Annotated in this window: 26 protein-coding genes and 1 tRNA gene; 16 read left to right on the forward strand and 11 right to left on the reverse strand. The window is 63.6% G+C overall.

All coding sequences use genetic code 11. The features are described 5' to 3' along the window. Positions 1 to 59: 59 nt before the first annotated feature. Entirely contained in the window at positions 60 to 1,364 is a 1,305-nt protein-coding gene (purB, locus tag JC607_RS08340; protein ID WP_198836478.1) for an adenylosuccinate lyase, read from the reverse strand. 78 nt (positions 1,365 to 1,442) lie between these two features. Here purB and JC607_RS08345 point away from each other — a divergent pair, with 78 nt between their 5' ends. The 3 genes from JC607_RS08345 to JC607_RS08355 all read left to right on the forward strand — a co-directional run bounded on the left by JC607_RS08345 (position 1,443) and on the right by JC607_RS08355 (position 4,119). Further along, entirely contained in the window at positions 1,443 to 1,823 is a 381-nt protein-coding gene (locus JC607_RS08345) for a hypothetical protein (protein WP_198836479.1), read from the forward strand. A 140-nt stretch (positions 1,824 to 1,963) separates the two neighbouring features. Next, a complete protein-coding gene (locus JC607_RS08350; RefSeq protein WP_198836480.1) occupies positions 1,964 to 2,842 on the forward strand; it encodes a hypothetical protein in 879 nt (292 codons plus the stop codon). Between the two features lie 512 nt (positions 2,843 to 3,354). Then, positions 3,355 to 4,119, forward strand: coding sequence for a hypothetical protein (locus JC607_RS08355; RefSeq protein ID WP_198836481.1), 765 nt, complete (start codon positions 3,355 to 3,357; stop codon positions 4,117 to 4,119). A 118-nt stretch (positions 4,120 to 4,237) separates the two neighbouring features. Here the strand turns inward: JC607_RS08355 and JC607_RS08360 are convergent, their stop codons facing one another. The 3 genes from JC607_RS08360 to JC607_RS08370 all read right to left on the reverse strand — a co-directional run bounded on the left by JC607_RS08360 (position 4,238) and on the right by JC607_RS08370 (position 6,643). Continuing rightward, on the reverse strand, positions 4,238 to 5,032 hold the full coding sequence (locus tag JC607_RS08360) for a DUF3445 domain-containing protein (protein ID WP_370584774.1): 795 nt from the start codon (positions 5,030 to 5,032) through the stop codon (positions 4,238 to 4,240). A 167-nt stretch (positions 5,033 to 5,199) separates the two neighbouring features. After that, positions 5,200 to 6,534, reverse strand: a complete 1,335-nt coding sequence (gene tig / locus JC607_RS08365; RefSeq protein WP_198836482.1) for a trigger factor — start codon at positions 6,532 to 6,534, stop codon at positions 5,200 to 5,202. Between the two features lie 24 nt (positions 6,535 to 6,558). Continuing rightward, positions 6,559 to 6,643, reverse strand: a tRNA-Leu gene (locus JC607_RS08370). A 279-nt stretch (positions 6,644 to 6,922) separates the two neighbouring features. Here JC607_RS08370 and JC607_RS08375 point away from each other — a divergent pair. Continuing rightward, positions 6,923 to 7,408 carry a Hint domain-containing protein gene (locus tag JC607_RS08375; protein WP_198836483.1) on the forward strand — a complete coding sequence of 162 codons (486 nt, stop codon included), beginning with the start codon at positions 6,923 to 6,925 and terminating at the stop codon, positions 7,406 to 7,408. A 56-nt stretch (positions 7,409 to 7,464) separates the two neighbouring features. Here the strand turns inward: JC607_RS08375 and JC607_RS08380 are convergent, their stop codons facing one another. Beyond that, positions 7,465 to 9,138 (reverse strand): NAD(P)H-hydrate dehydratase, encoded by a 1,674-nt coding sequence (locus JC607_RS08380; protein WP_198836484.1) that lies wholly within the window; start codon positions 9,136 to 9,138, stop codon positions 7,465 to 7,467. Positions 9,139 to 9,315: 177 nt separating this feature from the next. Here JC607_RS08380 and JC607_RS08385 point away from each other — a divergent pair, with 177 nt between their 5' ends. After that, a complete protein-coding gene (locus JC607_RS08385) occupies positions 9,316 to 9,654 on the forward strand; it encodes a P-II family nitrogen regulator (protein ID WP_092896596.1) in 339 nt (112 codons plus the stop codon). 104 nt (positions 9,655 to 9,758) lie between these two features. Continuing rightward, entirely contained in the window at positions 9,759 to 11,168 is a 1,410-nt protein-coding gene (gene glnA, locus JC607_RS08390; RefSeq protein ID WP_092896598.1) for a type I glutamate--ammonia ligase, read from the forward strand. Between the two features lie 51 nt (positions 11,169 to 11,219). Here the strand turns inward: glnA and JC607_RS08395 are convergent, their stop codons facing one another. The 4 genes from JC607_RS08395 to rpsF all read right to left on the reverse strand — a co-directional run bounded on the left by JC607_RS08395 (position 11,220) and on the right by rpsF (position 13,323). Then, positions 11,220 to 11,891, reverse strand: coding sequence for a metal-binding protein ZinT (locus JC607_RS08395; RefSeq protein WP_198836485.1), 672 nt, complete (start codon positions 11,889 to 11,891; stop codon positions 11,220 to 11,222). A 197-nt stretch (positions 11,892 to 12,088) separates the two neighbouring features. Further along, complete coding sequence (gene rplI, locus JC607_RS08400; RefSeq protein ID WP_198836486.1) at positions 12,089 to 12,661, reverse strand: 50S ribosomal protein L9; 573 nt, start codon at positions 12,659 to 12,661, stop codon at positions 12,089 to 12,091. Between the two features lie 13 nt (positions 12,662 to 12,674). Next, on the reverse strand, positions 12,675 to 12,902 hold the full coding sequence (gene rpsR, locus JC607_RS08405; protein WP_022704737.1) for a 30S ribosomal protein S18: 228 nt from the start codon (positions 12,900 to 12,902) through the stop codon (positions 12,675 to 12,677). A 28-nt stretch (positions 12,903 to 12,930) separates the two neighbouring features. Then, positions 12,931 to 13,323, reverse strand: a complete 393-nt coding sequence (gene rpsF / locus JC607_RS08410) for a 30S ribosomal protein S6 (RefSeq protein WP_092896604.1) — start codon at positions 13,321 to 13,323, stop codon at positions 12,931 to 12,933. Between the two features lie 302 nt (positions 13,324 to 13,625). Between rpsF and JC607_RS08415 the strand changes: the two genes are divergently transcribed. Beyond that, positions 13,626 to 14,207 carry a YceI family protein gene (locus JC607_RS08415; protein ID WP_198836487.1) on the forward strand — a complete coding sequence of 194 codons (582 nt, stop codon included), beginning with the start codon at positions 13,626 to 13,628 and terminating at the stop codon, positions 14,205 to 14,207. A gap of 200 nt (positions 14,208 to 14,407) precedes the next feature. Here JC607_RS08415 and JC607_RS08420 read toward each other — a convergent pair whose 3' ends face one another. After that, positions 14,408 to 15,640 carry a cytochrome b/b6 domain-containing protein gene (locus JC607_RS08420; RefSeq protein WP_198836488.1) on the reverse strand — a complete coding sequence of 411 codons (1,233 nt, stop codon included), beginning with the start codon at positions 15,638 to 15,640 and terminating at the stop codon, positions 14,408 to 14,410. A 166-nt stretch (positions 15,641 to 15,806) separates the two neighbouring features. On the opposite strand from JC607_RS08420, the gene fabD reads away from it, so the two are divergent. The 3 genes from fabD (at position 15,807) to JC607_RS08435 (ending at position 18,089) form a co-directional block, all read left to right on the forward strand. After that, complete coding sequence (fabD, locus tag JC607_RS08425) at positions 15,807 to 16,739, forward strand: ACP S-malonyltransferase (RefSeq protein WP_198836489.1); 933 nt, start codon at positions 15,807 to 15,809, stop codon at positions 16,737 to 16,739. Positions 16,740 to 16,888: 149 nt separating this feature from the next. Further along, positions 16,889 to 17,626 carry a 3-oxoacyl-[acyl-carrier-protein] reductase gene (fabG, locus tag JC607_RS08430; protein ID WP_092896612.1) on the forward strand — a complete coding sequence of 246 codons (738 nt, stop codon included), beginning with the start codon at positions 16,889 to 16,891 and terminating at the stop codon, positions 17,624 to 17,626. Positions 17,627 to 17,855: 229 nt separating this feature from the next. Continuing rightward, entirely contained in the window at positions 17,856 to 18,089 is a 234-nt protein-coding gene (locus JC607_RS08435) for an acyl carrier protein (protein WP_092896614.1), read from the forward strand. Positions 18,090 to 18,161: 72 nt separating this feature from the next. Here the strand turns inward: JC607_RS08435 and JC607_RS08440 are convergent, their stop codons facing one another. Next, a complete protein-coding gene (locus JC607_RS08440) occupies positions 18,162 to 18,557 on the reverse strand; it encodes a hypothetical protein (RefSeq protein WP_198836490.1) in 396 nt (131 codons plus the stop codon). A gap of 291 nt (positions 18,558 to 18,848) precedes the next feature. Here JC607_RS08440 and fabF point away from each other — a divergent pair, with 291 nt between their 5' ends. The 6 genes from fabF (at position 18,849) to JC607_RS08470 (ending at position 24,781) form a co-directional block, all read left to right on the forward strand. Beyond that, positions 18,849 to 20,108, forward strand: a complete 1,260-nt coding sequence (fabF, locus tag JC607_RS08445) for a beta-ketoacyl-ACP synthase II (RefSeq protein ID WP_198836491.1) — start codon at positions 18,849 to 18,851, stop codon at positions 20,106 to 20,108. A 3-nt stretch (positions 20,109 to 20,111) separates the two neighbouring features. Next, positions 20,112 to 21,293: an endolytic transglycosylase MltG gene (mltG, locus tag JC607_RS08450; RefSeq protein ID WP_198836492.1), complete on the forward strand. Its 1,182-nt coding sequence runs from the start codon at positions 20,112 to 20,114 to the stop codon at positions 21,291 to 21,293. Between the two features lie 243 nt (positions 21,294 to 21,536). Continuing rightward, on the forward strand, positions 21,537 to 21,881 hold the full coding sequence (locus tag JC607_RS08455) for a hypothetical protein (RefSeq protein WP_233092782.1): 345 nt from the start codon (positions 21,537 to 21,539) through the stop codon (positions 21,879 to 21,881). Then, positions 21,832 to 23,175, forward strand: coding sequence for a DNA-packaging protein (locus JC607_RS08460; RefSeq protein WP_198836539.1), 1,344 nt, complete (start codon positions 21,832 to 21,834; stop codon positions 23,173 to 23,175). The genes JC607_RS08455 and JC607_RS08460 overlap by 50 nt, the downstream gene beginning before the upstream one ends. Positions 23,176 to 23,279: 104 nt before the next feature. Next, a complete protein-coding gene (locus JC607_RS08465; protein WP_198836493.1) occupies positions 23,280 to 24,539 on the forward strand; it encodes a phage portal protein in 1,260 nt (419 codons plus the stop codon). After that, on the forward strand, positions 24,536 to 24,781 hold the full coding sequence (locus JC607_RS08470; protein ID WP_198836494.1) for a hypothetical protein: 246 nt from the start codon (positions 24,536 to 24,538) through the stop codon (positions 24,779 to 24,781). The genes JC607_RS08465 and JC607_RS08470 overlap by 4 nt, the downstream gene beginning before the upstream one ends. The last annotated feature ends 5 nt before the right edge of the window (positions 24,782 to 24,786 follow it).

Consider the following 24,786-nt stretch of genomic DNA (forward strand, 5'->3'; position numbering starts at 1 on the left):
AATTGCGGATGGGGGGCATGATCGGCCTCAGAAACGCGACAGCTGCGCCGTGTCAGGGCTTATTTGCCGAAAACGCGGGCAAAAATCGTGTCGACATGTTTGGTATGGTAGCCAAGATCGAATTTCTCCTCGATCTCGGCGGGGGAGAGCGCTTTGGTCACTTCCGCATCGCCGAGCAGTTCGGTTTTGAAATCGGCGCCCTGTTCCCAGACCTTCATCGCGTTGCGCTGCACCAGACGGTAGCTGTCTTCGCGCGACACGCCGGCCTGGGTCAGGGCCAGAAGCACGCGCTGCGACATCACAAGCCCTTTGAACTTGTTCATATTTTTCAGCATGTTTTCGGGGTAGATCACCAGTTTCTCGATCACACCCGCCAGCCGGTGCAGCGCGAAGTCGAGGGTTACGGTGCTGTCAGGGCCAATCGCGCGCTCGACCGAAGAATGCGAGATGTCGCGCTCATGCCAGAGCGCCACGTTTTCCATCGCCGGCACCACCGACATGCGGACAAGGCGGGCAAGACCGGTGAGGTTTTCGGTCAGGACCGGGTTCCTCTTATGCGGCATCGCCGAGGAGCCCTTTTGCCCGGGCGAGAAAAACTCTTCCGCCTCAAGTACTTCGGTCCGCTGCATATGGCGGATCTCGATTGCGATGTTTTCAATCGACGAGGCGATCACACCCAGCACCGCGAAATACATCGCATGGCGGTCGCGCGGGATGACCTGCGTCGAGACCGGCTCCGGCTCCAGCCCGAGTTTCTCGCAGACATAGTCCTCGACGCGCGGGTCGATATTGGCGAAAGTGCCGACCGCGCCGGAAATTGCGCCGGTGCGGATCTCGTCTTTCGCGGCTTTCAGGCGACGCAGGTTGCGGTCCATCTCGGCGTAAAACCGCGCGAAGGTCAGGCCCATCGTGGTGGGTTCCGCATGGATCCCGTGGCTGCGGCCGATACGGACCGTGTCCTTGTGTTCAAAGGCGCGGGTCTTCAGCGCGGCCAGCACGCGTTCCACACCTGCGATCAGGATGTCGGAGGCACGCACCAGCTGGATGTTCAGCGTGGTGTCGAGCACATCGGATGAGGTCATGCCCTGGTGCACAAAGCGCGCCTCATCGGCGCCGATGATCTCAGCCAGATGGGTAAGGAAGGCGATCACGTCATGTTTGGTGACAGCCTCGATCTCGTCGATCCGGGCCACGTCAAAAGCCACGTCCTTTGCCTTCCAGACGGCTTCGGCATTCTCGCGCGGGATCACGCCAAGATCGGCCTGGGCGTCGCAGGCATGGGCCTCGATCTCGTACCAGATGCGGAATTTGGTCTCGGGCGACCAGATGGCGACCATTTCGGGGCGGGAATAACGCGGGATCATCACGGACCTCTGACTGGCGGCTTGACTGGCCTTCCCTTAAAGAGCGGTCGGGGCAGGTGCAAGCAATCGCAGGAACAGATGCGCAGAAATGGCGCACAGAAATGGCAGGTCGAAATGGCAGGACGGATGTGGAAAGCCGGGGCGCTGGTCCTGAGCCTTGCGGCGGGTATGGCGCAGGCGGCGGCGGACTGGGCCACGGTGCCGGATGACCGGGTCGAGACGGTGCTGGCCGCGCGGACCATCGGTTTCGCGGATGGCGTGACCTGGGGGTTCTTTGCCGATGGCCGTGTTCTCTCGGGGGAGACATGGGGGCGGTGGAGCCTCGGCGACGAGACGGTCTGCCTGTTATGGCCTGGGGCCGAGGCGATTTGCTACCGGCTTGATGAAAAGGGCATCGACCTGCGGTTTACCCCGGTCTCTGGCGGTGCGGCGCGGGTGGGGCGCTATATCGATCTCTGACGCGCGCTCTGGGCGGGTGGCGTTCGTGCTGTGACTGCCGCAGAACTGGCGCTGGAAAACGTGGCGGCTTTCAGCGATTCCTTAACCTTCGCGCTCCAGTCTCCGGGGGAAATACCCCATGGCGACAGAAGGAGCCGGCGATGAGACTGCTGCTGCGACCAGAGGATCGGAGCGACCGGCAAGACCGGAAAACCTCTCCGCGCGGCCAGGTCTTTGCATCGGGCGGCATTCATTGCGCCATGGCCCGACAGGTGCCGGGGCAGGGTGGATCCCCCCTGGCCGACGCCGGCCCGAAGACACGGGGCGAGGCTGGTCTGCCGCAGATGCCCGCGACCGCCTGGCGGGTGCCCGGCTTCACCCGACCCGCGCGGCTGAGCCGCAGTGACTGGCTGATCCGGGCCTTTGCGTTGCTCGCCCGATCCGGGCATCCTGCGCTGAATATAGCGGTTCTCTGTGATTGCCCGGGGGCATCGCGGGCCGGGTTTTACGGGTTCTTCTCCGATCTGGCGGCCTATCGCCTCGAGGTGATTGCGCTGTGGGAGCGGACCTCGCGACAGCCGGTTCTGTCTCTCCCCCCGGCTGAGACGGGCGCGCCCCGGCTGGCTTTGGCGCGCCTGCTGGAACTGGCGGATGAGGCCATGATCCCCCCCTCCGCCGCAACCGAAGACGGCGACCCCGATGCGCCTTGTGCCGTGATGATCGAGCGCGCGATTCGCGATTGGGCGCGGTGTGATGTCATGGTGGCGGCGGCGCTTGCGCGCGTTGATGGCTGGCGGCTCGCGCAGGTGCAGGATCTGCTGGTCAGAGCAGGGTTGTCACAGCGCCGCGCGGCAGAACGGGCGGCGGTTTTCTACGCGGCCCGGCTGGGCTTTGACCGGCTGCGCGACAGCACCGATCTCTTCGCGGCGGCGCCGATGCGGGCGCTGGCACTGGCCATTCTCGGTGGTCGGGACATGGGCGGGGGGCTGCCCCTGCGCGAAGTGCGCCCGGTGCGGCATTCGGGGATGGTGACCGGGTAATGGGGGCAAACTGTTCCGGGTGTTGCTTGGTTTCGAACGGTAAGCCGGCCCGGCCCGAACAATCTGCAAAGCCCGGAACAATGCCATGATTGTGCCAGTTTCACGGCTTCTTCCCGGCACATTCCTGCCGCCTGAGTGATTTATTCCGGGCCTTGCCGCCTGACCTTCAGCAATCACCTGGTGAAGGCCGGGGCCGTTCCGGGTGACGTGACATGAGGGTTTGGGCCTGACCGCTTTTGGGCGGACTTTACCGGTCTGGCCGAGACGGGGGGCCTGCGGGTCCTGATCTTGCGGGGCCGCGTTTTGAAAGACGGGGCCTGAGGGACTGGGTGCTGAAGGTCCGGGTTCTTCGCCTCCGGATGTCGGGGCGACGACAAGGGCAGGAACCCGGGAATACAGGCCATTCCCCGGCAGGATTGCCCCTGAGCAGGGATCCGTCCGGGGCAATGAATGATGGATGGGCCGGGGCCGCTGGTGCGGTTTCGCGATTTATGTGAGCGACGGATTTAAAGATGATGAAAAGTGACAGTGATGAGTCCCGTCCGGCAATCTGGGCCGAGGGCAGTCAGATGCCCCCGTTCGAGCCGCGTGCTTTTTTCCGTGTCGCGCTGAAGATCGGGCGCGAAACCGTGTCCGGCATCCTTGCGCGCTGTGGCAGCAGTGCCAGAGACATCGGCGGCGATCTGCGTAACGGTCGCCTGCGCATCCCCGGGGAGCGGCTCGGCCATACCGGGCGCTTTCTGCCCTCGGCGTCGAGCACCGGGCTCGCGGTTCTGGGCGGGGCCGGAATTTTGCGCCGCGCGTCAGAGCTTACCCAGCCCAATGCTTATGTCAGCGCGCCGAAAGACATCGACGCCGCCTATCGCGACCTGTTTCGGGGGCGCGTCGCACCCGCCGAAGCCGCGCCCCTGGCGCAGACCACAACTCACTGCGCAGGTCAGGCCGCGGCAGTGGCAGGGCCGCCCGATACTGCCGGGGGGCAGCCCGGGCCGGATGAGCTCGCCGCGATCCGGGATATGCTGCGCAATCCGCAGCAAGGGGCGGAAGAGCCAGCTGGAAAACCGGGCTGCAAGAATGACGCTCCGGCGCAACTGCCCCGGGCGACGGCCGAGAGCCTCGCTCTGAGCCAAAGGCTGCGCCATGTGGCCGGGGAAGGGGCCGCGCGTATCCTTGGCTACTGGATGATCGCTTTTGCGTTTCCCTATGGCGCGATCCGTGCCGGGCTCGCCCATTTCAGGGGCGAAGACCTGCGCAAGATCCGCAGCAGCGGCGAATAATCCGCAGACTTTGCGGGCGGGGCCAGGGTTCCGTCCCCCGACACCGGTCCTTCAGGGGCCGGGCCCGCTTATCGGGGCCATTTCAGAGGGCAGATCCGGGGCGCGGGCCTGATGCCGTTCAATGCACCGCCGCCAGCAATGCGTCATGTTCATCGGCCGTCACCGTATCGGCCCGGACCAGCCAGGTGTGAATCGCAAACACCACCGCCCTGGTGACTGGCAGCCGGATCAGCGCCTGTTTCTCGCAGCGGATATAGCGGTGCTCTTGTGGCCGCGGGCGCGGCTGGCTTTCAGGGCGCGGCTGATGCAGCTCCGGGTCGTCATAGGTCAGGTAATTCATCCGCCAGAGCGGCTGTTCCGGCCGGATCGCATCAAAAAGCCGCTGCACCCCCCGGGCGAGGCGCTCATCATAGGGCTCCACCGGTTCATGGATGCGCAAAAGCGAGCGACCGATCTTTTGCGAGAGCGTCCAGCCCGCCGGGAAACACAAAAGCGCGGCGGTCAGGCGATGGCTGTCGGCGCCGGTCTCTAGGATGCAGAGATCCTCCTGCACCAGTCGCCCGAGCGTCAGCAGCGGCTGGTCAGGATCGGGGCGGATCGTCACGCCATCGGGGCGCGTAATCGCCGCACCGCCCTGCGCAAAGCGGTAGCCCGGATCACGGCCAAGCCGCGCCAGGACCATGTCATAAAGCTCGCGCGCGGCTGGTTCGGCCTCGGGCAAAAGCGCGTGGACACGGGCGGGGATCTCAGAGATCAGCGCGTCGCGCCGCGCCATCTGGCCGGCGAAAGCCTCGTCGCGGGCGATCCAGCTGTCATCGGTCAGGGGCTGGATGCCGGGCAGGCGGCTGCTGCGCGGATCCATCCAGGGCAAAAAAGGCAGGCGGGTCTGCAGGATGGCGGGATCGGCTGTCACTGGCGCGTCGGTCTCATAGGGGCATCGCCGGAGACCCTAGTCCGGCTGCCCGTGCCAGAGCAAGGCCAGAGCAAGGCCAGAGCCGGACCAGGAGCCGGCATGGCCCCCGGCCAAAGAAAAAGGCCGCCCCCGAAGGAGCGGCCCGTTTTCATCCACTGACCGGAAGATCAGAGCTCGTCCAGAGCCTCGACCGCCTTTTGCAGATCGTCTTTCGAGACGTCCTTCTCGGTCACTTTCGCGAGGCCGACGATGTGATCGACAACCTTGTCCTCGAAGATCGGCGCGCGGAGTTGCTGCTGGATCTGCGGGTTCTTCTGCACGAATTCGAAATAGGCGCGCTCCTGGCCCGGATACTGGCGGGCGGTCTGGATCACGGCCTGGGTCATCTCGGCATCGGTGACGGTGACCTCAGCCTTACGGCCGATTTCCGCGAGCAGGAGGCCCAGGCGCACGCGGCGCTCGGCGAGCTTCTTATGCTCGTCGGTCGCTTCGATATTGCCGTGGTTATGGCCATGCTCTTCCGGGTGCTCTTCATGCCAGAGCTGATGCGCGATCTGGTTGGCTTCCGCCTCGACCAGTTTCGACGGCAGCTCGAACGACACGAGACCATCCAGCTGGTCCAGCAGCGCACGTTTCAGAACGGCGCGCGAGGCACCTTTATACTCGGCCTCGAGGCGCTCACCGATCTGGGTTTTCAGACCGGCAAGATCTTCAGCGCCGAATTTCTTCGCCAGCTCGTCGTCGATCTCGGCGGCTTTCGGCGCTTTGACCTCATGCACGGTGCATTTGAAGAGGGCTTCTTTGCCTGCGAGATGGGCTGCGCCATATTCGGCCGGGAAGGTCACTTTGACCTCAACCTCGTCACCGGCTTTGGCACCGGTCAGCTGATCCTCGAAACCGGGGATGAAGCTGTTCGAGCCCAGAACCAGCGGATAGCCTTCGCCCTTGCCGCCCTCGAAAGCTTCGCCATCGACGAAACCTTCAAAATCGATCACGACCTGGTCGCCCTCTTTGGCTTTCGAGCCTTTCTTGCGGGCTTCGAAATCTTTCGCATTGTCGGCGAGGTTTTTCAGCGCTTCGTCCACATCGGATTCGGCGGCCTTCACGACCAGCTTTTCCAGCGCGACTTTCGCAGTGTCGAGTTCCGGGATCTCCGGCAGGGTCTCATAGGCGACCTCGACCACGACGTCCTTCTCGGGCGACCAGCTTTCGCCGCCTGCCATCTTGACCTCGGGCTGCAGCGCCGGGCGGTCGCCGGTTGCCTCGAAATGGTCCTTCATGGCACCATCGACAGCATCCTGCATGGCTTCGCCCATCAGGCGGTCGCCAAATTGCTTGCGCAGGATCGCCAGCGGCACTTTGCCCTTGCGGAAGCCTTTGATTTCAATGTCGGGCTGCGCTTCGAGCAGTTTTTCCTGCACTTTCGCATCCAGCTCTGCTGCGGTCACCGTGATGGTATAGCCGCGCTTCAGGCCGTCTTTCAGGGTCTCGGTGACCTGCATCTGTTTACCTTCCCAATCCTCAAATGGTGCGGGTGGAGGGACTTGAACCCCCACGCCGTAAGGCGCCGGAACCTAAATCCGGTGCGTCTGCCAATTCCGCCACACCCGCATCGCTCATGTTCTTCCAGGATAACGAAACGGGGACCAGACCCTGATGTGACAGGCCGGCCCCCGCATATGCCCGGAAAATCCGCGCCCTTCTAGCAAAGGCCCGATTGGGATGCGAGAGGAAAATCATCGCCACATTCCCGCCACAAGGCGGATATTCCTGCCACAAAACCGGCGCATCGGCCGGCAAAAGCCTGGAAATGAGCGCAGGCCTGACCAATTCCTGCCATAGTTCGGGGTGAAACAAGGTCAGTCAGCGCGAAGATCAGGGATTGAGACCATGATGATCGAAAGCCTCCTCAGCGTCGAAACCGACCTTCCGGCTGTCGAAGCCGCTGCGGCGTCCGGTCTCACGGTCGGCACCACGGTGCTCACCCTCGACGGCGCTCTGCCGGTCCAGTTCCTCGCTCCGGGCGACCGTGTCATCACACGTTCAGGCGCTAAGATTCTGAAATCAATAAAAGTTTCCGTGATGCGCGATGCCGGTATGATCCGCGTCAGCGCCTCGGCGCTTGGCCATGACCGCCCGGAAGCTGATTGCTTCCTCGCGCCGGGCCAGAGGATCATATTGCGCGACTGGCGCGCCAAAGCGCTCTACGGCCAGGAGGTCGCCATGGTCGAGGCGCAGCGTCTGTGCGACGGCGATTACATCCGCTCTGAAACCGTGTCGGAAATCCGCCTTTTCACGCTGACCTTCGATGGCGATGAAGTCATTTATGCAAATGGCATGGAACTGCTCTGCGCGGGCGCCAGAGTCACGGCCTGATCCTCCCCCCAGGTTAAAGAGCGCGGCGCCCCTCGGGCTGGCCGCGCTTTGCCATGTCACTCTGACACAAATACGCCTGCCGGAGGCGCTCCGAACAAGGGCAGAGGCTCCCTCCACCGCTCTGTCGCACTGAGAACCTTTGGCAGCGCCTCGGGCAGGTCTTCCGCGATCAGCCCCGGACCAAAGCTGCGCGCCGCCTCGACATGCAGCCAGGCACCGAGACAGGCGGCCTCGAATGCCCCGATCCCGCGCGCCAGAAGTCCGGTGATGATCCCGGCCAACACATCCCCCGATCCCGCCGTCGCGAGCCAGGGTGCCTCCCGGCCATAGGCCGCGGAATTGATGACCACGCGGCCAGCCGGATCGGCGATCACTGTGTCGCGCCCCTTCACAAGGACGATACAGCCCGTCTGACGCGCGGCTGCACGCGCGGCGTCTATGCGCGAAAAGGCTGGGCCTGCACCGGGAGCCGCCGCCAGTCGAGCCGCTATTTCGGGGAAGAGACGGCCGAATTCGCCGCCATGCGGCGTCAGGACCGTATTTTTGTGCAGACATGCAAGAAGACCGGGGTTCGCCGCCAGCAGCGTCAGGGCATCTGCATCAAGCACCGCTGCCCGCCCGGACTCCAGCACCGCCCGGAGCAGTTCTGCCTCTCGCGGGCCTGTCCCGAATGCCGGGCCGATGCAAAGCGCGTTGATCCGCTTGTCTTCAAGCAAAGCGGTCAGGGCCGCGCCATCCCTGAGCGGCGACAACATGATCGCATCCAGCCGCGCCGCATTCTCGGCCATCGCATCCGGGGGACTAGCCAAAGTCACCAGCCCTGCGCCGATCCGCAACGCGCTGCGGGCGGAAAGCCGCGCGGCGCCGCTGCGCCCGGCGGCCCCGCCTGCGACCAGCGCATGGCCATGGCTGAATTTATGGCCGCCGGTGTCATGCCAGCCTTTGTCGAGCCTGCTCTTCTTCCCCGAAACGCCCGGACGCAATCCACGACCATCTTCGATCCCGATCAATGCCGAAAGATCAGCACGGGGCAGGGGACGACCAGGATCTATACGGCGGAAAAGCCGTGACGGCGCCTCCGGATCCAGCCCGATATCGCAGCAAAGCAGCCTGCCGCAATGGGATGGGCCCTCGGCGAGAAAATGGCCGCATTTGAAAAAGCCGAAGGTGACGGTCAGATCGACCTCATACAGACTGCCGAAGGCCTTGCCGCTGTCAGCGCAAAGCCCTGAGGGAAGATCGACCGCGACCGAGAGCCCCTCTGCAAGCGCCACCGCCTCGCCGAGCTTATCCAGCGCCGCGAGCATAGGCCCCTGAGCCGGGCGCGAGACGCCGGTCCCCAGCAGGGCATCCACCACCAGATCGGGCCGGACATCCCAGGGATCGCAGGCGGCAGGGTCCTGGACCGGGCCGAGGTGCAGCCAGCGATCGTGGTTGGTGCGCGCATCCGCTGGCATCCGCGCCGGATCGCCGGTCAGATAAACATCAACCTTCCACCCCTGATCATGCAGCAGGCGCGCGATGACAAAGCCGTCGCCGCCGTTATTGCCCGGGCCGCAGAAGATCATGGCGCGTCCCGACAGCGGTCGCGCCGCGGGCCATGAGGCGAGAATCGTGTCAACCACCGCCTGACCGGCGCGCTCCATCAGCTCCAGACCGGTGACCCTACCCGAGGCTATGGCGTCATTTTCAACCGCCCGCATCTGCGCCGAGGTCAGAACTATGCTCATTTTTTGCCTGTTTGCTGCATGGGCGTTTCAACCTCGCCTGTTTTTGCGACGGTGTGATTAAATATTGTGCATGTCGCGCGAATTTCCGCCCGGCTTGCACGCTTGCCGGGCCATCGAGATTGCCCGTCTGATGCGGAAATGGTCGATGGTCAGAGACAGGAACGGAGGAGTCGGCGGATGAAGAAGGTTGAGGCGATCATCAAGCCCTTCAAACTTGATGAGGTCAAGGAAGCCCTGCAGGAAGCCGGAATCCAGGGGCTCTCGGTCACCGAGGTCAAGGGGTTCGGGCGTCAGAAGGGGCATACCGAGCTGTATCGCGGGGCCGAATATGTCGTCGACTTCCTGCCCAAGGTGAAGATCGAGGTGATCCTGGCGGATGACATGGTCGAAGCGGCCGTCGAGGCCATCGTTTCGGCCGCGCGCACCGACAAGATCGGCGACGGCAAGATCTTTGTCTCTCCGGTCGAGCAGGCGATCCGCATCCGGACCGGCGAAACCGGCGATGACGCGATCTGACACGATGATCTGATCCGGCGATCTGATCCTACGAATTTCCGAATACGGGCAGGCGCAGAGGGCGCGGGCTTGGCAAGTGTTAACCCTGAACGAAAGGCAGTCAGATGAGCGCGGTTGCGAAGGCTCTCAAACTGATCAAGGACGAGGAAGTCGAATATGTCGACGTCCGCTTCACCGACCCGAAAGGCAAGCTCCAGCATGTCACGCTGGTTGTTGATCTGATTGATGAAGACTGGTTCGAAGAAGGCTTTATGTTCGACGGCTCGTCGATCGCGGGCTGGAAGTCGATTGATCAGTCCGATATGAAACTGATCCCGGATCCGACCTCGATCTATCTCGACCCTTTCTATGCCGAGAAAACGCTCGCGGTGCATTGCAACGTGGTCGAGCCCGACACCAATGAGGCCTATGACCGTTGCCCGCGTCAGACCGCGACCAAGGCAGAGGCCTATCTGAAAGCCACCGGGATCGGCGATACGGCGTTCTTCGGCCCGGAAGCTGAATTCTTCATCTTCGACGACGTGCGCTATTCGATCACGCCGCAGAAGGTGTCTTTCCAGATCGACGCCGAGGCGGCTGCCTGGAATACCGATGCCGAAATCGAAGGCGGCAACCTCGCCCATCGTGCCGGCCATAAGGGCGGCTACTTCCCGGTGAACCCGGTGGATGAGGCCCAGGACCTGCGCGGCGAGATGCTCTCGACCATGAAGCGCATGGGGATGAAGGTCGACAAGCACCACCATGAGGTCGCCACCTGCCAGCACGAGCTGGGGATGATCTTCGGGGGTCTGGTCGAACAGGCCGACAATATGCAGAAATACAAGTATGTGATCCACAATGTGGCGCATGCTTACGGCAAGACCGTGACCTTCATGCCCAAGCCCATGAAGGGTGACAACGGCTCGGGGATGCATGTCAATATGTCGATCTGGAAGAATGGCAAGCCGCTGTTCGCAGGCGATAAATATGCCGACCTCAGCCAGGAAGCCCTGTGGTTCATCGGCGGTATCCTGAAGCACGCGAAAGCGCTGAACGCGCTGACCAACCCCTCGACCAACAGCTACAAGCGTCTGATCCCGGGCTTTGAAGCGCCGGTTCTGCGGGCCTATTCGGCGCGCAACCGCTCGGGCTGCGTTCGTATTCCGTGGACGGAATCGCCGAAGGCAAAGCGCGTCGAAGCGCGGTTCCCCGATCCGGTCGCGAACCCCTATCTGGCCTTTGCCGCGCTGCTGATGGCTGGCCTTGACGGCATCAGGAACAAGATCGATCCGGGCCCGGCATCGGATAAAGACCTCTACGACCTGCCGCCCGAAGAACTGGCAGCGATCCCGACCGTTTGCGGCTCGCTTCGTGAGGCTCTGGAGGAGCTGGAAAAGGATATGGATTTCCTGGTCGCAGGCGATGTCTTCACCAAAGACCAGCTGCAATCCTATATCGCCCTGAAATGGGAAGAGGTTTATGCCTATGAGCATACGCCGCACCCGATCGAATATGCGATGTATTATTCCTGCTGACCCGCGGGGAAAGACCGGAAAGGGCGGCCCGATGGGCCGCCCTTTTTCATTTCAGTGCGCGGTCATTTCGGTGACGATCTCTGCCCCGCTGAGCGCGGCGGGGTAATAGGTCGGCCAGTTTGTCAGTTCCTGCAGCAAAGCCGCGCGGTCATCGCCGAAATAGAGATGGAAATGCCCGGATTTTTCGGGCGCGATGATATGGTCGCTGAACTGGATGAAGCCTGGCGCGCGCGCGTCGCCGGCGGTCTTTCTGAAGATGAAGCGTACGCCGCGATTGCCCTTTTCATAGGTCAGGATCTCATATCCATCCGCAGCATAGGTGCCGGTCGCCGTGCCGTCCGCGGTCTGGAAGGTGATCTGGTCGCCGGTGATGGTGATGCGGTCGGTTTCGGTGGCATAGCCCGTCTCGTAATAGGCTTTGTACCCGGCTGCCGATTTGTCGCCATGCGCGGCCTTTTCGGCCATAACGGCGTCGAGCGTGCCGTCTTTCAGCAGCGGATAGACCGATTGCCAGTCGCCCTCCCAATCGGAAAGCGCGCGGGTGCCGATCTGGCTGTCTTCGAAATATCCCTTGTAAATCTGGCTCTTCGCCTCGTCATGGCTGTGGGAATGGCCATGCGAGTGGTCATGGTCTTTCTTTGCAGTATCGGCCATGGCAAGCGAGAGCGAGGCGGTGAAGGCAAGTACCCCGAGGAGCAGCGGGCGGTGAAGGAAGGCGGCCATGGTCTTTATCCCCTGGATCGGGCGGAAGGTTCCGCGATTCGTTATGTGATACTATAACTATTTATGACTACCGAGCCGCGCAGCGCGGGGCAAGAGAAACCTGCCGGCCGGGGCAGGGATCCGCCGCAGGGGTACGGCAATGAAAAAGGCCGCGCCCGATGGGGCGCGGCCTTATCGATCCGGAGCGCCGGATCTGATTATTCGTCGTCCGACGCGGCAGAGCCCATGTCGTCGAACAGCTCGGAGATCTCGAATTCCGCCTGGGCTTCCGCCTCGGCTGCGAGTTCCTGGACCGACTTGCCCGAAGCCTGCAGAGCAGCTTCTTCGACCGAACGGGCCACGTTCACCGAAACGCTGACCGAGACTTCCGGATGCAGCACGACGGTGATCGGGTGGATGCCGAGATATTTGATCGGCTGATCCTGTGCGACCTGGCCACGGCCGATGGTGAAGCCCGCAGCGGTAGCCGCTTCGGACACGTCACGACCGGTGACCGAACCGTAAAGCGCGCCCGATTCGGAGGCCGAACGGATCACGATGAAGGTCTGACCGTCGATCTTTGCAGCGGCGGCTTCGGCTTCTTTTCTGGTCTCGAGGTTGTCGGCTTCGAGCTGCGACTTGCGCGTCTCGAAGGACTTGATATTGGCCTCATTGGCGCGCAGCGCCTTGCCTTGCGGCAGGAGGTAGTTGCGGGCATAGCCCGGCTTGACGTTGACGACTTCGCCCATCTGGCCGAGTTTCGCCACGCGCTGGAGCAGGATCACTTGCATGGTTCGGTGCTCCTCACTTCACGGCATAGGGGAGAAGCGCGAGGAAACGTGCGCGCTTGATGGCCCGTGCCAGTTCGCGCTGTTTCTTCGCCGAGACGGCGGTGATGCGCGACGGAACGATCTTGCCGCGCTCGGAAACGTAGCGCTGCAGGAGACGGGTGTCTTTGTAGTCGATTGCCGGAGCATTGTCGCCCGAGAAGGGGCAAACCTTGCGGCGGCGGAAAAACGGTTTATTCGCCATGGTTTATGGACCTTTCTTCAGGCGTTGATCAGCGACGCTCGCGGCGTTCGTAACCGCCACGGTCGCCGCCTTCGCGGTCGCCACGGCCTTCACGCTCGTCACGTTTCTGCATCTGAACCGAGGGGCCGTCGGTGTGCTTATCGACCTTGATGGTCAGGATACGCATCACGTCGTCATGCAGACGCATCAGACGTTCCATTTCCTGCACTGCAGCCGCCGGAGCATCCGACTTCAGCAGGGTGAAATGGCCCTTGCGGTTCTTGTTGATCTTATAGGCCATCGTTTTGACGCCCCAGTACTCGTGCTCGACGACTTTGCCGCCGTTATCTGCGAGAACCGTGGAGAAATGTTCGATGAGGCCTTCGGCCTGCGCGTTGGAAAGATCCTGGCGCGCGATGAAGACATGCTCGTAAAGCGGCATGAGGCTTCCTTGCTGACAGGGCGGCTTCATAGGACGGGCAAAGACCTTTCCGGGCCCGTCCACGAGAGGCTACGCCGGTTCATGGGTATTCGGAAAGGATGGGGCCTTATACAGGGAAAGCGGAGGGGCGCAAGGACGAAGGGCGGCGGAGGGGACAATGGCAAAAGCCCGCCGTTCACGGAGGGTCTGGCGGGATTGTGACTGTTCACAGGTGCAGGGATGCTGTTCGCTCCTGCCGGATTGTGCGTCTGCAGCATGACCGGCACTCTCGCACCATCTTAAGTCCATTCATGGAGACAGGTATGACCCGCCCGCTTTCTTTCGCTCTTGCCGCCGCCCTGGCCGCTTTCACCGCCCCCGCTTTCGCAGAAGCTGTGAAATACAATGTCGATCCGGGGCACAGCCAGATCGTTTTCAGCTACAACCACCTTGGCTTCTCGACCAATTACGGCATGTTCTCGGGCTTTGCGGGTGTGGTGAATTTCGACGCGGATGCACCGGCGGAATCGTCGGTGGAAGTGAGCTTCCCGGTTTCGACCCTGATCACCGGCTTCCAGGCGCGCTATGATCACTTCATGACCGCCGATTTCTTCAATGCCGAAGTGAATAAGGACGTGACCTTCAAATCGACCTCGATCGAGGTGACCGGCGAGAAGACCGCGAAGATCACCGGCGATCTGACGCTGAACGGTGTGACGAAAGCGGTGGTGCTGGACACGGTGCTGAACCAGGCCGGCGAGCATCCGATGGAGAAAAAGCCCTGGATCGGCCTGACCGCGACCACCACACTGATCCGGTCTGAATTCGGGCTGGGCATGGTCGCGCCCTTCGTCAGCGACGAAGTGCCGGTGACGATCAACCTCGAGGCCGGCAAGGCTGACTGACCAGTTCCGTTGCAGGAAGATCTGAGGCCGTCCGGAGAGATCCGGGCGGCCTTTTTCTTTGGCGGGCCGGGGCTGCCTCCGGCGGGAGTATTTTTCTCAGGAGGAAGGTGCGGCTTGTGTGTTTTGCGGAAGCTGGGGTGCGCACGAAAACGCGCGCCCGTGGAGGAGGGCGCGCGTATAAGCAGCCAGGCTGGGATCTCTCAGTTCTGGCGTTTGGCAGTCAGCCCGATGGTGACGAGGACCGGGAAGCCGACCTGGGATTCGTCGCCGAAGCTGGCGCCCATGCCGAAATCACGGCGGTCGATTGTGGTTTCGCCCTTCATCACGGCGGTGTCGCCGGTGATCGTGAGGCTGAAGGGAAGGCTGACCGGTTTCACCTGTCCGCGCAGATCAAGCGTGCCTTCGGCGATATACGCCGCGCCTTCGGGACGGATGGTTGCGGTGAAGGTGGCGCCTGGATGGTTGGCCACGTCAAAGAAATCCGCGCCTTTCGCCTGGTCGGAGACCGAGCCGAGGCTGAGGCTTGTGGTGTCGATCTTCACGGTGACCTGGCCGTTGCGGCCTTCGGTCGGGGTCTCATCGAAGGTGATATCGGCGGACCAGGTGGCGAACTGGCCTGCGACGGCGCTGCCCATTTGTTGCACCGAAAGCGCGAGGCTGCCGCTTTCAACCTGCCAGGTGGCGGTGCCGGCTGCTGCGGGGGCCTTGGGCTGCGGTTGCGCCTCCTGAGGGGGGGCAGAGGCTAAGGCCGTGTTGGGCAGGGTAGTGGCGGGGCGGCTGATCTCCCATGCGGCAAAGCCGGCGGCGGCCCAGAGGAGGAGTGCGGCCAGGACGGGCGCCTGGGCCTGATGCGGATGGCCGGCCATGGAAGGCGTGCCTTTGACCATGCGCGCCAGCGTCACATCGCGGTCGATGATCACATGTTTCAGCGCCCCGGCGATATGGAGGACCAGCGCGGCCAGCAGGATCCAGACGAAAAGCCCGTGGGCTGCGCCGAAGACCTGGCCGATGATTTCGGATTTCGGCACCAGGGGCAGGTTTTGCCCGAAAGGCCACAGGATCGGGGCGAAGCCCTCGACCGCCGCGTGATGGATCCAGCCTGTCAGCGGCACGAGGACCAGCGAGATATAGAGCGACCAGTGCACCGTTTCGGCCGCGAAGGTCTCGAGCCTGCGGCCGGGATGGACCGGCGCGGGGCGGGTCTCGGTCAGGGCCCAGAGGATGCGGGCCAGCGTCACGAAGAACACAGTGACCCCCAATGTTTTATGGACCGAGAAGAGCTGCGCCTTGAGCGCGAGCTCTTCCGAGGTGGCATAGGGCAGGTTTTCGGCGATGAGGCCGAGGGGGAAGGTGGTGATGATTAGGGCGGCGGTCAGCCAGTGGAAGCTGCGGCTGACGCGGCCATAGCTGGCAACCGTGTTGCGGGCTTGCATTATGGGCTCCGGGGTTGGTCTGGAGAGATGTCTGACCGCCAGAATAGCAGGATCGGCGCCAGGAGACATCGCGGATCTGGGCACAGCGGCTGTGCGGCGCTTGTGCTCAACATTGCGAGAGGGGGGGGATCGCGCTATCTGAAGGGAAATTCATGGAGGATCACGCATGAGCCGTGCATTTGTTTTTCCCGGTCAGGGCGCTCAGGCGATCGGGATGGGAATGGAACTGGCCGCGACCTGGCCGGTTGCGCAAGCCGTCTTTGATGAGGTGGATGAGGCTTTGGGCGAAAAGCTCTCGGTCCTGATCCGCGAGGGGGATATTGCCGAACTGACGCTGACGCAGAATGCGCAGCCGGCGCTGATGGCGACCTCGATTGCGGCGGTGCGGGTGCTGGAGGCGGAGGGCTTTCCGCTGAAGGGCACGGCGGATTTCGTCGCCGGGCACAGCCTTGGCGAATATTCTGCGCTTTGCGCGGCGGGGAGCCTGAGCCTGACCGATACGGCGCGGCTGCTCCGGGTGCGCGGTGTGGCGATGCAGGAGGCGGTGCCGGTGGGCGTGGGGGCGATGGCTGCGCTTCTCGGGCTTGATTTCGCGACGGCCTCAGAGGTGGCGGCGGAAGCGGCGCAGGGTGAGGTCTGCCAGGCGGCGAATGACAATGACCCCGCCCAGGTGGTGGTGTCCGGCCATAAGGCGGCGGTCGAGCGTGCGGTCGAAATCGCAAAAGCGCGTGGCGCGAAGCGGGCGATCCTTTTGCCGGTCAGTGCACCGTTCCATTGTGCCCTGATGCAGCCTGCGGCGGCCCGGATGGCAGAGGCACTGGCCGGGGTGGTGATTTCCGATCCGGTGGTACCGCTGGTCGCCAATGTGCGGGCCGAGGCGGTGACGGAGGCGTCGAAGATCAGCGATCTTCTGGTGGCGCAGGTGACCGGCTCGGTCCGGTGGCGGGAATCGGTCCTGTGGATGGAACGTGCGGGCGTCACGGAATATTGGGAAGTCGGCGCAGGTAAGGCTCTGGCGGGGATGATCCGGCGGATTCAGAAAGAAGCCGTTGTGAAGCCTCTGGGCACGCCTGCGGATGTGGCGGCGCTGAAGGGCTGAGCCTTTCGAAAGGGGGCACGGGCCGGGGGTAAGCCCGGGGCCGGCCCCCGGCGACCATTGGTTTCCCGAACCTCTGGCGCAAGGACTGGTCCCACCCCGGGATATTTAGAGACAGATGAAAAGGCCTCAGGTCTTTGGGAGAATGGTTTATGTTTGATCTGACGGGAAAGACGGCGCTGGTGACCGGCGCTTCTGGCGGGATCGGCGCGGATATTGCACGCGCTTTGCACAAGGCGGGCGCGGTCGTCGGGCTGTCGGGGACGCGGGTGGCGCCTCTGGAGGCACTGGCGGCAGAGCTTGGCGCGCGGGCGCATGTGCTGGAATGCAATCTTTCGGTCGCGGAAGAGGTCGAGGGCCTTGTGAAACGCGCAGGCGAGGCGATGGGATCGGTCGATATCCTCGTCAACAATGCCGGGATCACCCGGGACGGGCTTGCGATGCGGATGTCGGATGAGGATTGGGCCAGCGTCATCGATGTCAATCTGACCGCGAGCTTCCGGCTGTGCCGTGCCGCGATCCGGGGGATGATGAAGGCGCGCAAAGGGCGGATCATCAATATCTCTTCCGTCGTTGGCACCACCGGCAATCCGGGCCAGGCGAATTACTGCGCTTCGAAAGCGGGACTGGTGGGGATGTCGAAAGCCCTTGCGACGGAAGTCGCGAGCCGGGGCATCACCGTGAACTGCGTGGCGCCGGGCTTTATCGAGACCGCGATGACCGACAAGCTGAACGAGGCACAGAAGGGGGGGATTCTCTCGGCGGTGCCTGCGGGGCGGATGGGGCGCCCCGAAGAGATTGCGGCGGCGGTGATTTATCTGGCCTCGGATGAGGCGGGCTATGTGACGGGCGCCACTTTGCATGTGAATGGCGGAATGGCGATGATCTGAGCCCGGACAGAAGCGCTGATATGAGGTTTTCCGGGTCTTCGGATGGGGTCGGCAGGGTGTCGGCACTTGACCTTTGGCCCGGAAAGCATTTGCCATGGAGCGCGGCTGTGCTATAGCGCCCGCCAGAATCCGGGGGCTCGCCCCGGTGCTGCCGCGATCGGGGAGACCATCCCCGGCGCGGATAACCAGGCCGGGGGCATGACCCCGCGAACGGAGTAGAGGACGAAACATGAGCGACATCGCAGATCGCGTGAAAAAGATCGTTGTCGAGCATCTCGGCGTTGAAGAGGATAAGGTCACCGAGACCGCTTCCTTTATCGACGATCTGGGTGCTGACTCGCTGGACACGGTCGAGCTGGTCATGGCTTTCGAAGAAGAATTCGGCATCGAGATTCCGGATGACGCCGCTGAAACCATCCAGACCTTCGGCGATGCGGTCGGCTTCATCTCGAAAGCTGTCTGATCGTTTTGTCCCTTTCGGGATAAGAGAGGCTCCCCGGTTTCGGGGAGCCTTTTTGTTTTTATGCCCTGGCGGCTATCGGCGGGTGCGCCAATGGGGGGAGGGATCCCAGTTGGAGGAAGGACGCGGGCGTTCGATCAGCCATACTGCAAGGGTAATGACGAACGCATAGCCGAGGACGAAGCCATAGCCGGCGACCTGAAGGCTGCCCTCGCGGATGAGAGGCGTGTGCCCGTAGATCAGGGTCCCGCCTTCCAGGTATTGTGAGAAGAACAGGCGCCGGACCAGAAGGGCGCTGATTCCGAACAGCGGCACCAAGCGCAGAGCCGAATACCGCCTGGGCACCGGGAACAACAGCGAGACCAGGAACGCAAGGGCCACGATCAGTGCCAGCATGACCAGAGTGGCAAAGGCGAGGCCAAAAAGGCTTCGCTCGGTGATGGCGAGCGAGCCGATAACCAAAGCCAACATGAGCAATGTTCTTCGCAAATACATGTTCAGCACCGCAGGAATGTTTGAGCGGAGAGGGACCAAAGCTAACCGTAAGGCCGTTTCTTCCAGAAGAAACGTGTTTTGTCTTTGCCTCCGATTGCCTGCGTCGTTTGGGACGGGGGGATTCCAGGCCGGGGACTGCCGATTTCCGTGTGCGGGGGAAGCAGCCGGTGGCATGGCTTTGCCCGTATAGTTGCCCTTCTGTTGCGGGCGCGCGGGTGCGCGTGTATCAGGCGAAGGGAAATGATCGCCTTGCGAGGGAGTGCACATATGCGCCGTGTAGTCGTTACGGGTCTGGGAATGGTCACGCCGCTGGCCTCCGGGGTGGAAGAGACCTGGAGCCGCCTGCTGGAAGGACAGTCGGGCGCTGGGCCAATCACGCGGTTTGATGCCACGAATGTGGTCACGCAATATGCCTGTGAAATCCCGCGCGGCGACGGCAGCAATGGCACCTTCAATCCCGATGACTGGATGGAGCCGAAAGAGCAGCGCAAGGTCGATGACTTCATCCTTTACGGGGTGGCAGCGGCGGTGCAGGCGGTGCGGGATTCGGGCTGGGAGCCGGAATCTGAAGAAGACCGCGAGCGTACCGGTGTGATGATCGGTTCCGGGATCGGCGGGCTTTCGACGATTGCCGAGACCGCGATCCTGATCAGAGAAAAAGGGCCGAAACGGGTTTCGCCTTTCTTCATCCCGGCCTCGCTGATCAATCTGATCTCGGGGCAGGTGTCGATCCGTTTCGGCTTCAAGGGGCCGAACCATGCGGTCGTCACGGCCTGCTCGACCGGGGCACATGCGATTGGCGATGCGGCGCGGCTGATCATGCTTGGCGATGCCGATGTGATGGTGGCGGGCGGCGCCGAGAGCCCGATCTCGGAAATCGGGATTGCCGGGTTCAATGCCTGCAAGGCGCTGTCGACGAAGCGCGGCGATGACCCGACCAAAGCCAGCCGCCCCTATGACGCCGACCGCGATGGATTCGTGATGGGCGAGGGCGCGGGCGTGGTCGTGCTGGAGGAATATGAGCACGCGAAGGCGCGCGGCGCGAAGATCTATGCCGAGGTGCTGGGCTATGGGCTTTCGGGCGATGCCTATCACATCACCGCACCCTCGGAAGATGGCGATGGCGGCTTCCGTTCGATGAAAGCGGCGCTGGCCCGGGCCGGGATCACGCCCGACCAGGTGGATTACATCAATGCGCATGGCACCTCGACCATGGCGGATACGATTGAGCTGGGCGCGGTGGAGCGCCTGCTGGGTGATGCGGCGGGGAATGCGGTGATGTCCTCGACCAAATCCTCGATTGGTCACCTGCTGGGGGCTGCCGGCGCGGTGGAGGCGATTTTCTGCATTCTCGCGATTCGCGACCAGGTGGCGCCGCCGACGATCAATCTGGACAATCCGGCGGTTGCGCCGAAGCTGAACCTGGCTGCAAACAGAAAGGTCGAACGCAAGATCGACATCGCTTTGTCGAACAGCTTTGGCTTTGGCGGCACCAATGCCAGCCTTGTTCTGGGTAAGGTCAGGTAATCTATGTGGAAAAGTATCGCCTCTAACGCGCTGACGTTTTTCATCGTTCTGTTGATCGCGGCGGCGGCGCTGGTGGCCTGGGGGCGCAATGTCTATGTCAGCCCCGGGCCGCTGACGGAGGCGGTCTGTGTGCAGGTCGAGCGGGGCGCGAGCCTCGCCTCGGTCTCGCGCAGCCTGGAGACGCGCGGCGCGGTGGCCGATGCGCGGATCTTCCGGATCGGCGCGGAATATTCGGGACGGGCCAAGGATCTGAAATTCGGCTCTTACCTGATTCCCCCCGGCGCCACGATGGATGACGTGCTGGGGGCGCTGACGCTGGGCGGGGCTTCGACCTGCGGGCAGGAGATCCAGCTGGTGATCGGTGTGGCGAGCGCGAATGTGGTGCTGCGCGAGCTGGACCCCGCGACCAACCGCTTTGTCGAAGTGGCGAAATTCGCGCCTGATGCGGTAGAGCGGCCCGCGGATTATACCGACGCCGCGGCCAAACCCGATATGCGGTTCACGGTGACGGTGGTGGAGGGCGTGACCTCCTGGGCGGTGGTTGATGCGCTGAAGAAGGTGGATTTCATGTCGGGTGAGATTGCCGGCGTGCCACCGGAGGGCTCGCTTGCGCCGCAAAGCTATGACGTGGTGCGCGGCGGCGACCGTGCGGGCCTGATCGCGCAGATGAGCGCCAATCAGGAACGGATCATGGCCGATCTGTGGATGGGGCGTGATGAGGATCTGCCCTATGACACGCCGGAACAGGCGATGATCATGGCCTCGATCATCGAGAAGGAAACCGGCGTTTCGGAGGAGCGCGGGCTGGTCGCCAGCGTCTTTGTCAACCGGCTGCGGCAGGGGATGCGGCTTCAGACCGACCCGACAGTGATCTATGGCATCACCAAGGGCGAGGGTGTGTTGGGCCGGGGGCTGCGGCAAAGCGAGCTGCGCCGTTCAACCCCTTACAATACCTATGTTATTGACGGGCTGCCGCCGACCCCGATTGCCAATCCGGGGCGGGCATCCATTGCTGCGGCGCTGCATCCGGAACAGTCGGATTATGTGTTCTTTGTTGCGGATGGCACGGGCGGACATGCCTTTGCGGTGACGCTTACAGAGCATAACGCGAATGTCGCGCGCTGGCGTGAGATTGAGGCGCAGCAGGGGCAGGCCGGTCAGGGCGGCGTGCAGAGCGCAGAGTGAACGGGCTTGAGGTCTTAACAAAACGTAAACGCGACGTTCGCTTAGGTGACTGTTTTCATTGACATTTTTCTTGACTCTGCGTCCGCTCTGACGTAGAGATTGTGACATGCTGAAAGAGGTGTGAAAGCGGCCAGGGGGCGACCCCGGGGCCGCTTTTTTATGTCGCAGGTTTGCAGGCCGGAGACGGAACGCAACCGGCAGGGCTGGCTTTTGAAGGAGCGGCAAAAGGGCGGGCTGGCATCTATGACGATCAGATTTACGGAAGGGGGCGGCGACCCCGCCCGCGCGAGCGAGGCGGCGGGCGCGCTGAACCTGACCGAAGAGCTCTACCGGATCGCGGTGGAGGAACTGAACGAGGCTTTCGCGGCGATCCGCGAGGGCCGGTTCGAACTGGCAAAAGAGGGCCGGCGGGCGGTCAGGGATCTGGCCGATCTGTCAAAGGCGCTGCTGGAGGAGAGAAGGAATGTCGAGAAACTCCGCAAAGAGCTTGCCGGAGGGGGCGCAGGAGATGGCGAACTCGACCTCGGGGCGGCGCGGGATGAGATCGGGCGCCGACTGGCTCGCCTCCGCGCTGCCCGGGGAGATTGATGAATTTCTGAGCGGCTTAAGTGACAATGCGCTGCGGGCGCTGCCGTGGATCTTCGATTTCTGGGCGCTGCCGCATCAGCTGCCGCCCGAAGGCGCGTGGAAGTCCTGGGTGATCATGGGCGGGCGCGGTGCGGGCAAGACGCGGGCGGGGGCGGAATGGGTGCGCGCCATGGTCGAGGGTGATACGGCGCTGGCTCCGGGCCGGGCGCGGCGCGTGGCGCTGGTGGCGGAAACGCTGGAACAGGCGCGGGAAGTGATGGTGCTGGGGGAGAGCGGCATTCTGGCCTGCTCGCCCCCAGACCGGCGGCCGAAATGGATTGCGTCGAGGAACCGGCTGGAATGGGCGAATGGCGCGGTGGCGCAGCTGTTTTCGGCCCATGATCCGGAGCGTCTCAGGGGGCCGCAATTCGATGCGGCCTGGGCGGATGAGCTGGCGAAATGGCCCAAGGCGGCAGAGACCTGGGATCAGCTGCAGTTCGGGCTGCGGCTGGGGGAAAACCCGCAGCAGGTGGTGACGACGACACCGCGGAATGTGGCGGTGCTGAAGGCGATTTTGCAGAACCCTTCGACGGTGGTGACCCATGCGCCCACAGAGGCGAACCGGGCCTGGCTGGCCGAGAGCTATCTTGAGGAGGTGAAGGCGCGCTATGGCGGCACTTCGCAGGGGCGCCAGGAGCTCGAGGGGCTGTTGATCGAGGAGGCCGAGGGGGCGCTCTGGTCGCAGGCGATGATCACCGAGGCGCAGGCGGCGGCAGAGATCCGGCCGATGCGGGTGGTGGTGGCGGTCGATCCGCCGGTGACAGCGACCAAGAAATCCGACGAATGCGGTATCGTGGTGGTCGGGGCGGATACGAGCGGAGCGCCCGGCGAGTGGCGGGCGGTGGTGCTGGCAGACCGTACGGTGCGGGGTGCGAGCCCGGATGGCTGGGCGCGGGCGGCGGTGGCGGCGATGGAAGAATTCGGCGCCGAGCGGCTGGTCGTCGAGGTGAACCAGGGCGGCGATCTGGTCGCGGGCGTCGTGCGCCAGGTTGATCCGCTGGTGCCGGTGCGGGAAGTGCGGGCGATGCGGGGCAAGATGCTGCGGGCCGAGCCGGTGGCGGCTTTGTATGAGCAGGGCCGGATCGCGCATCGGCGGGGGCTTGGCGATCTCGAGCAGCAGATGGTTAAAATGACGCGGACCGGCTGGCAGGGGCAGGGAAGCCCGGACCGGCTGGACGCTCTGGTCTGGGCGCTGACCGAGCTGATGATCGTACCTTCCTCGCGGATCGGACAGCCTGGCATGCGCACGATCTGAGGCTGTGCTGCGGGATTGCGGCCGGGGGCCAGCCCCCGGACCCCCGGAATATTTGGATCAAGAGGAAATTAGCGGCGGGGTGCCTTTTTCGGGGCGGCTTTCGCATGGCTTACGAGAGGAGCGGCTTTGTGTTCGATTTCCTGAAGATCAGGTCGAGGGTGCCGCCGGTGCCCGGGCAGAAGGCAAGCGCGACGGGGCGGGTGATCGCCCGGAGCGTGGTCACGGGAGGCGGTGGCAGGGTTGCGGGCGGAGCGCGTGATGCCGTCTCGCTGACCCGGGCGGGGTTTCAGGGCAATCCGGTCGGGTTTCGTGCCGTCAGGATGATTGCCGAGGCGGCGGCGGCTTTGCCGGTGATCTGTCAGGATTGCGAGCGTCGCTATGAGGCGCATCCGGTGCTGGCGCTGCTGGCGCGGCCCAATGGGGCGCAGGGGCGGGCGGAGCTCCTGGAGGCGGTTTACGGCCATCTTTTGCTCAGCGGCAATGCCTATGTGGAGGCGGTGGCGGGGCCGGGAAGCGGCGCAGTGCCGGGGGAATTGCACGCATTGCGCCCCGACCGCATGTCGCTGGTGCCGGGGGCGGATGGCTGGCCGGTGGCCTTTGACTATTCGGTGGCGGGGCGGGTGCATCGTTTTGATGTCACGGAAGGGCTGAGCCCGGTCTGTCATATCCGCAGTTTCCATCCGCAGGATGACCATTATGGCCTGTCGCCGATGCAGGCGGCGGCGGTGGCGGTTGATGTGCATAATGCGGCTTCGGCCTGGTCGAGGTCACTTCTGGACAATGCGGCGCGGCCTTCGGGGGCGATCATCTATAAGGGCGCCGACGGGCAGTCCGTTCTGACGCCGGACCAGTATGACCGGCTGGTTTGCGAGATGGAGGCGCATCACCAGGGGGCGCGGAATGCCGGGCGTCCGATGCTGCTGGAGGGCGGGCTTGACTGGAAGCCGATGGGGTTCTCGCCCTCTGACATGGAGTTTCACGAGACGAAGCTCGCGGCAGCACGCGAGATTGCGGTGGCCTTCGGGGTGCCGCCGATGCTGATGGGGATCCCCGGCGACGCCACTTATGCCAATTACCAGGAGGCGAACCGGGCCTTTTACCGGTTGACGGTCTTGCCGCTTGCGTCGCGGGTGCTGGCAGCGCTGTCGCATTGGCTGGCGGGATTTGGCGGCGAGGCGGTCGGGCTGCGGCCTGACCTTGATCAGATCCCGGCACTGGCGATGGAGCGCGACCAGCAATGGGCGCGGGTCGGCGCGGCGTCTTTTCTGAGCGAGGCGGAGAAACGCGCGCTTCTGGGCCTGCCGCGCCTGCCCGGGCCAGGGGATGGGCCAGAGAAAGAAACGGGCGGTGAGGGGGGCGCATGAACCAGCGCAAAGAGGGAGCGGGCTCGCGCTTTGTCTTTGACAGTTTCGACGCCGCCCATGCCCGGATCGAGGCCAATGAACGGGTGATGGAGGAGCGTTGGGCGGGGCTGGAATTCCGGCTTGGCCAGATCGACGCGGCGCTGGAACGGCTGGAGCGGCGGATCTGGCTCGGGGTCTGCGGGGGGGCGGGGTTTTTGCTGGCTCAGGGCGCCGAGGCGGTGATCCGGGCGGCGATGAAATGAGGGTG

Source organism: Paracoccus sp. IB05, assembly GCF_016405985.1.
GTDB lineage: Bacteria > Pseudomonadota > Alphaproteobacteria > Rhodobacterales > Rhodobacteraceae > Pseudogemmobacter.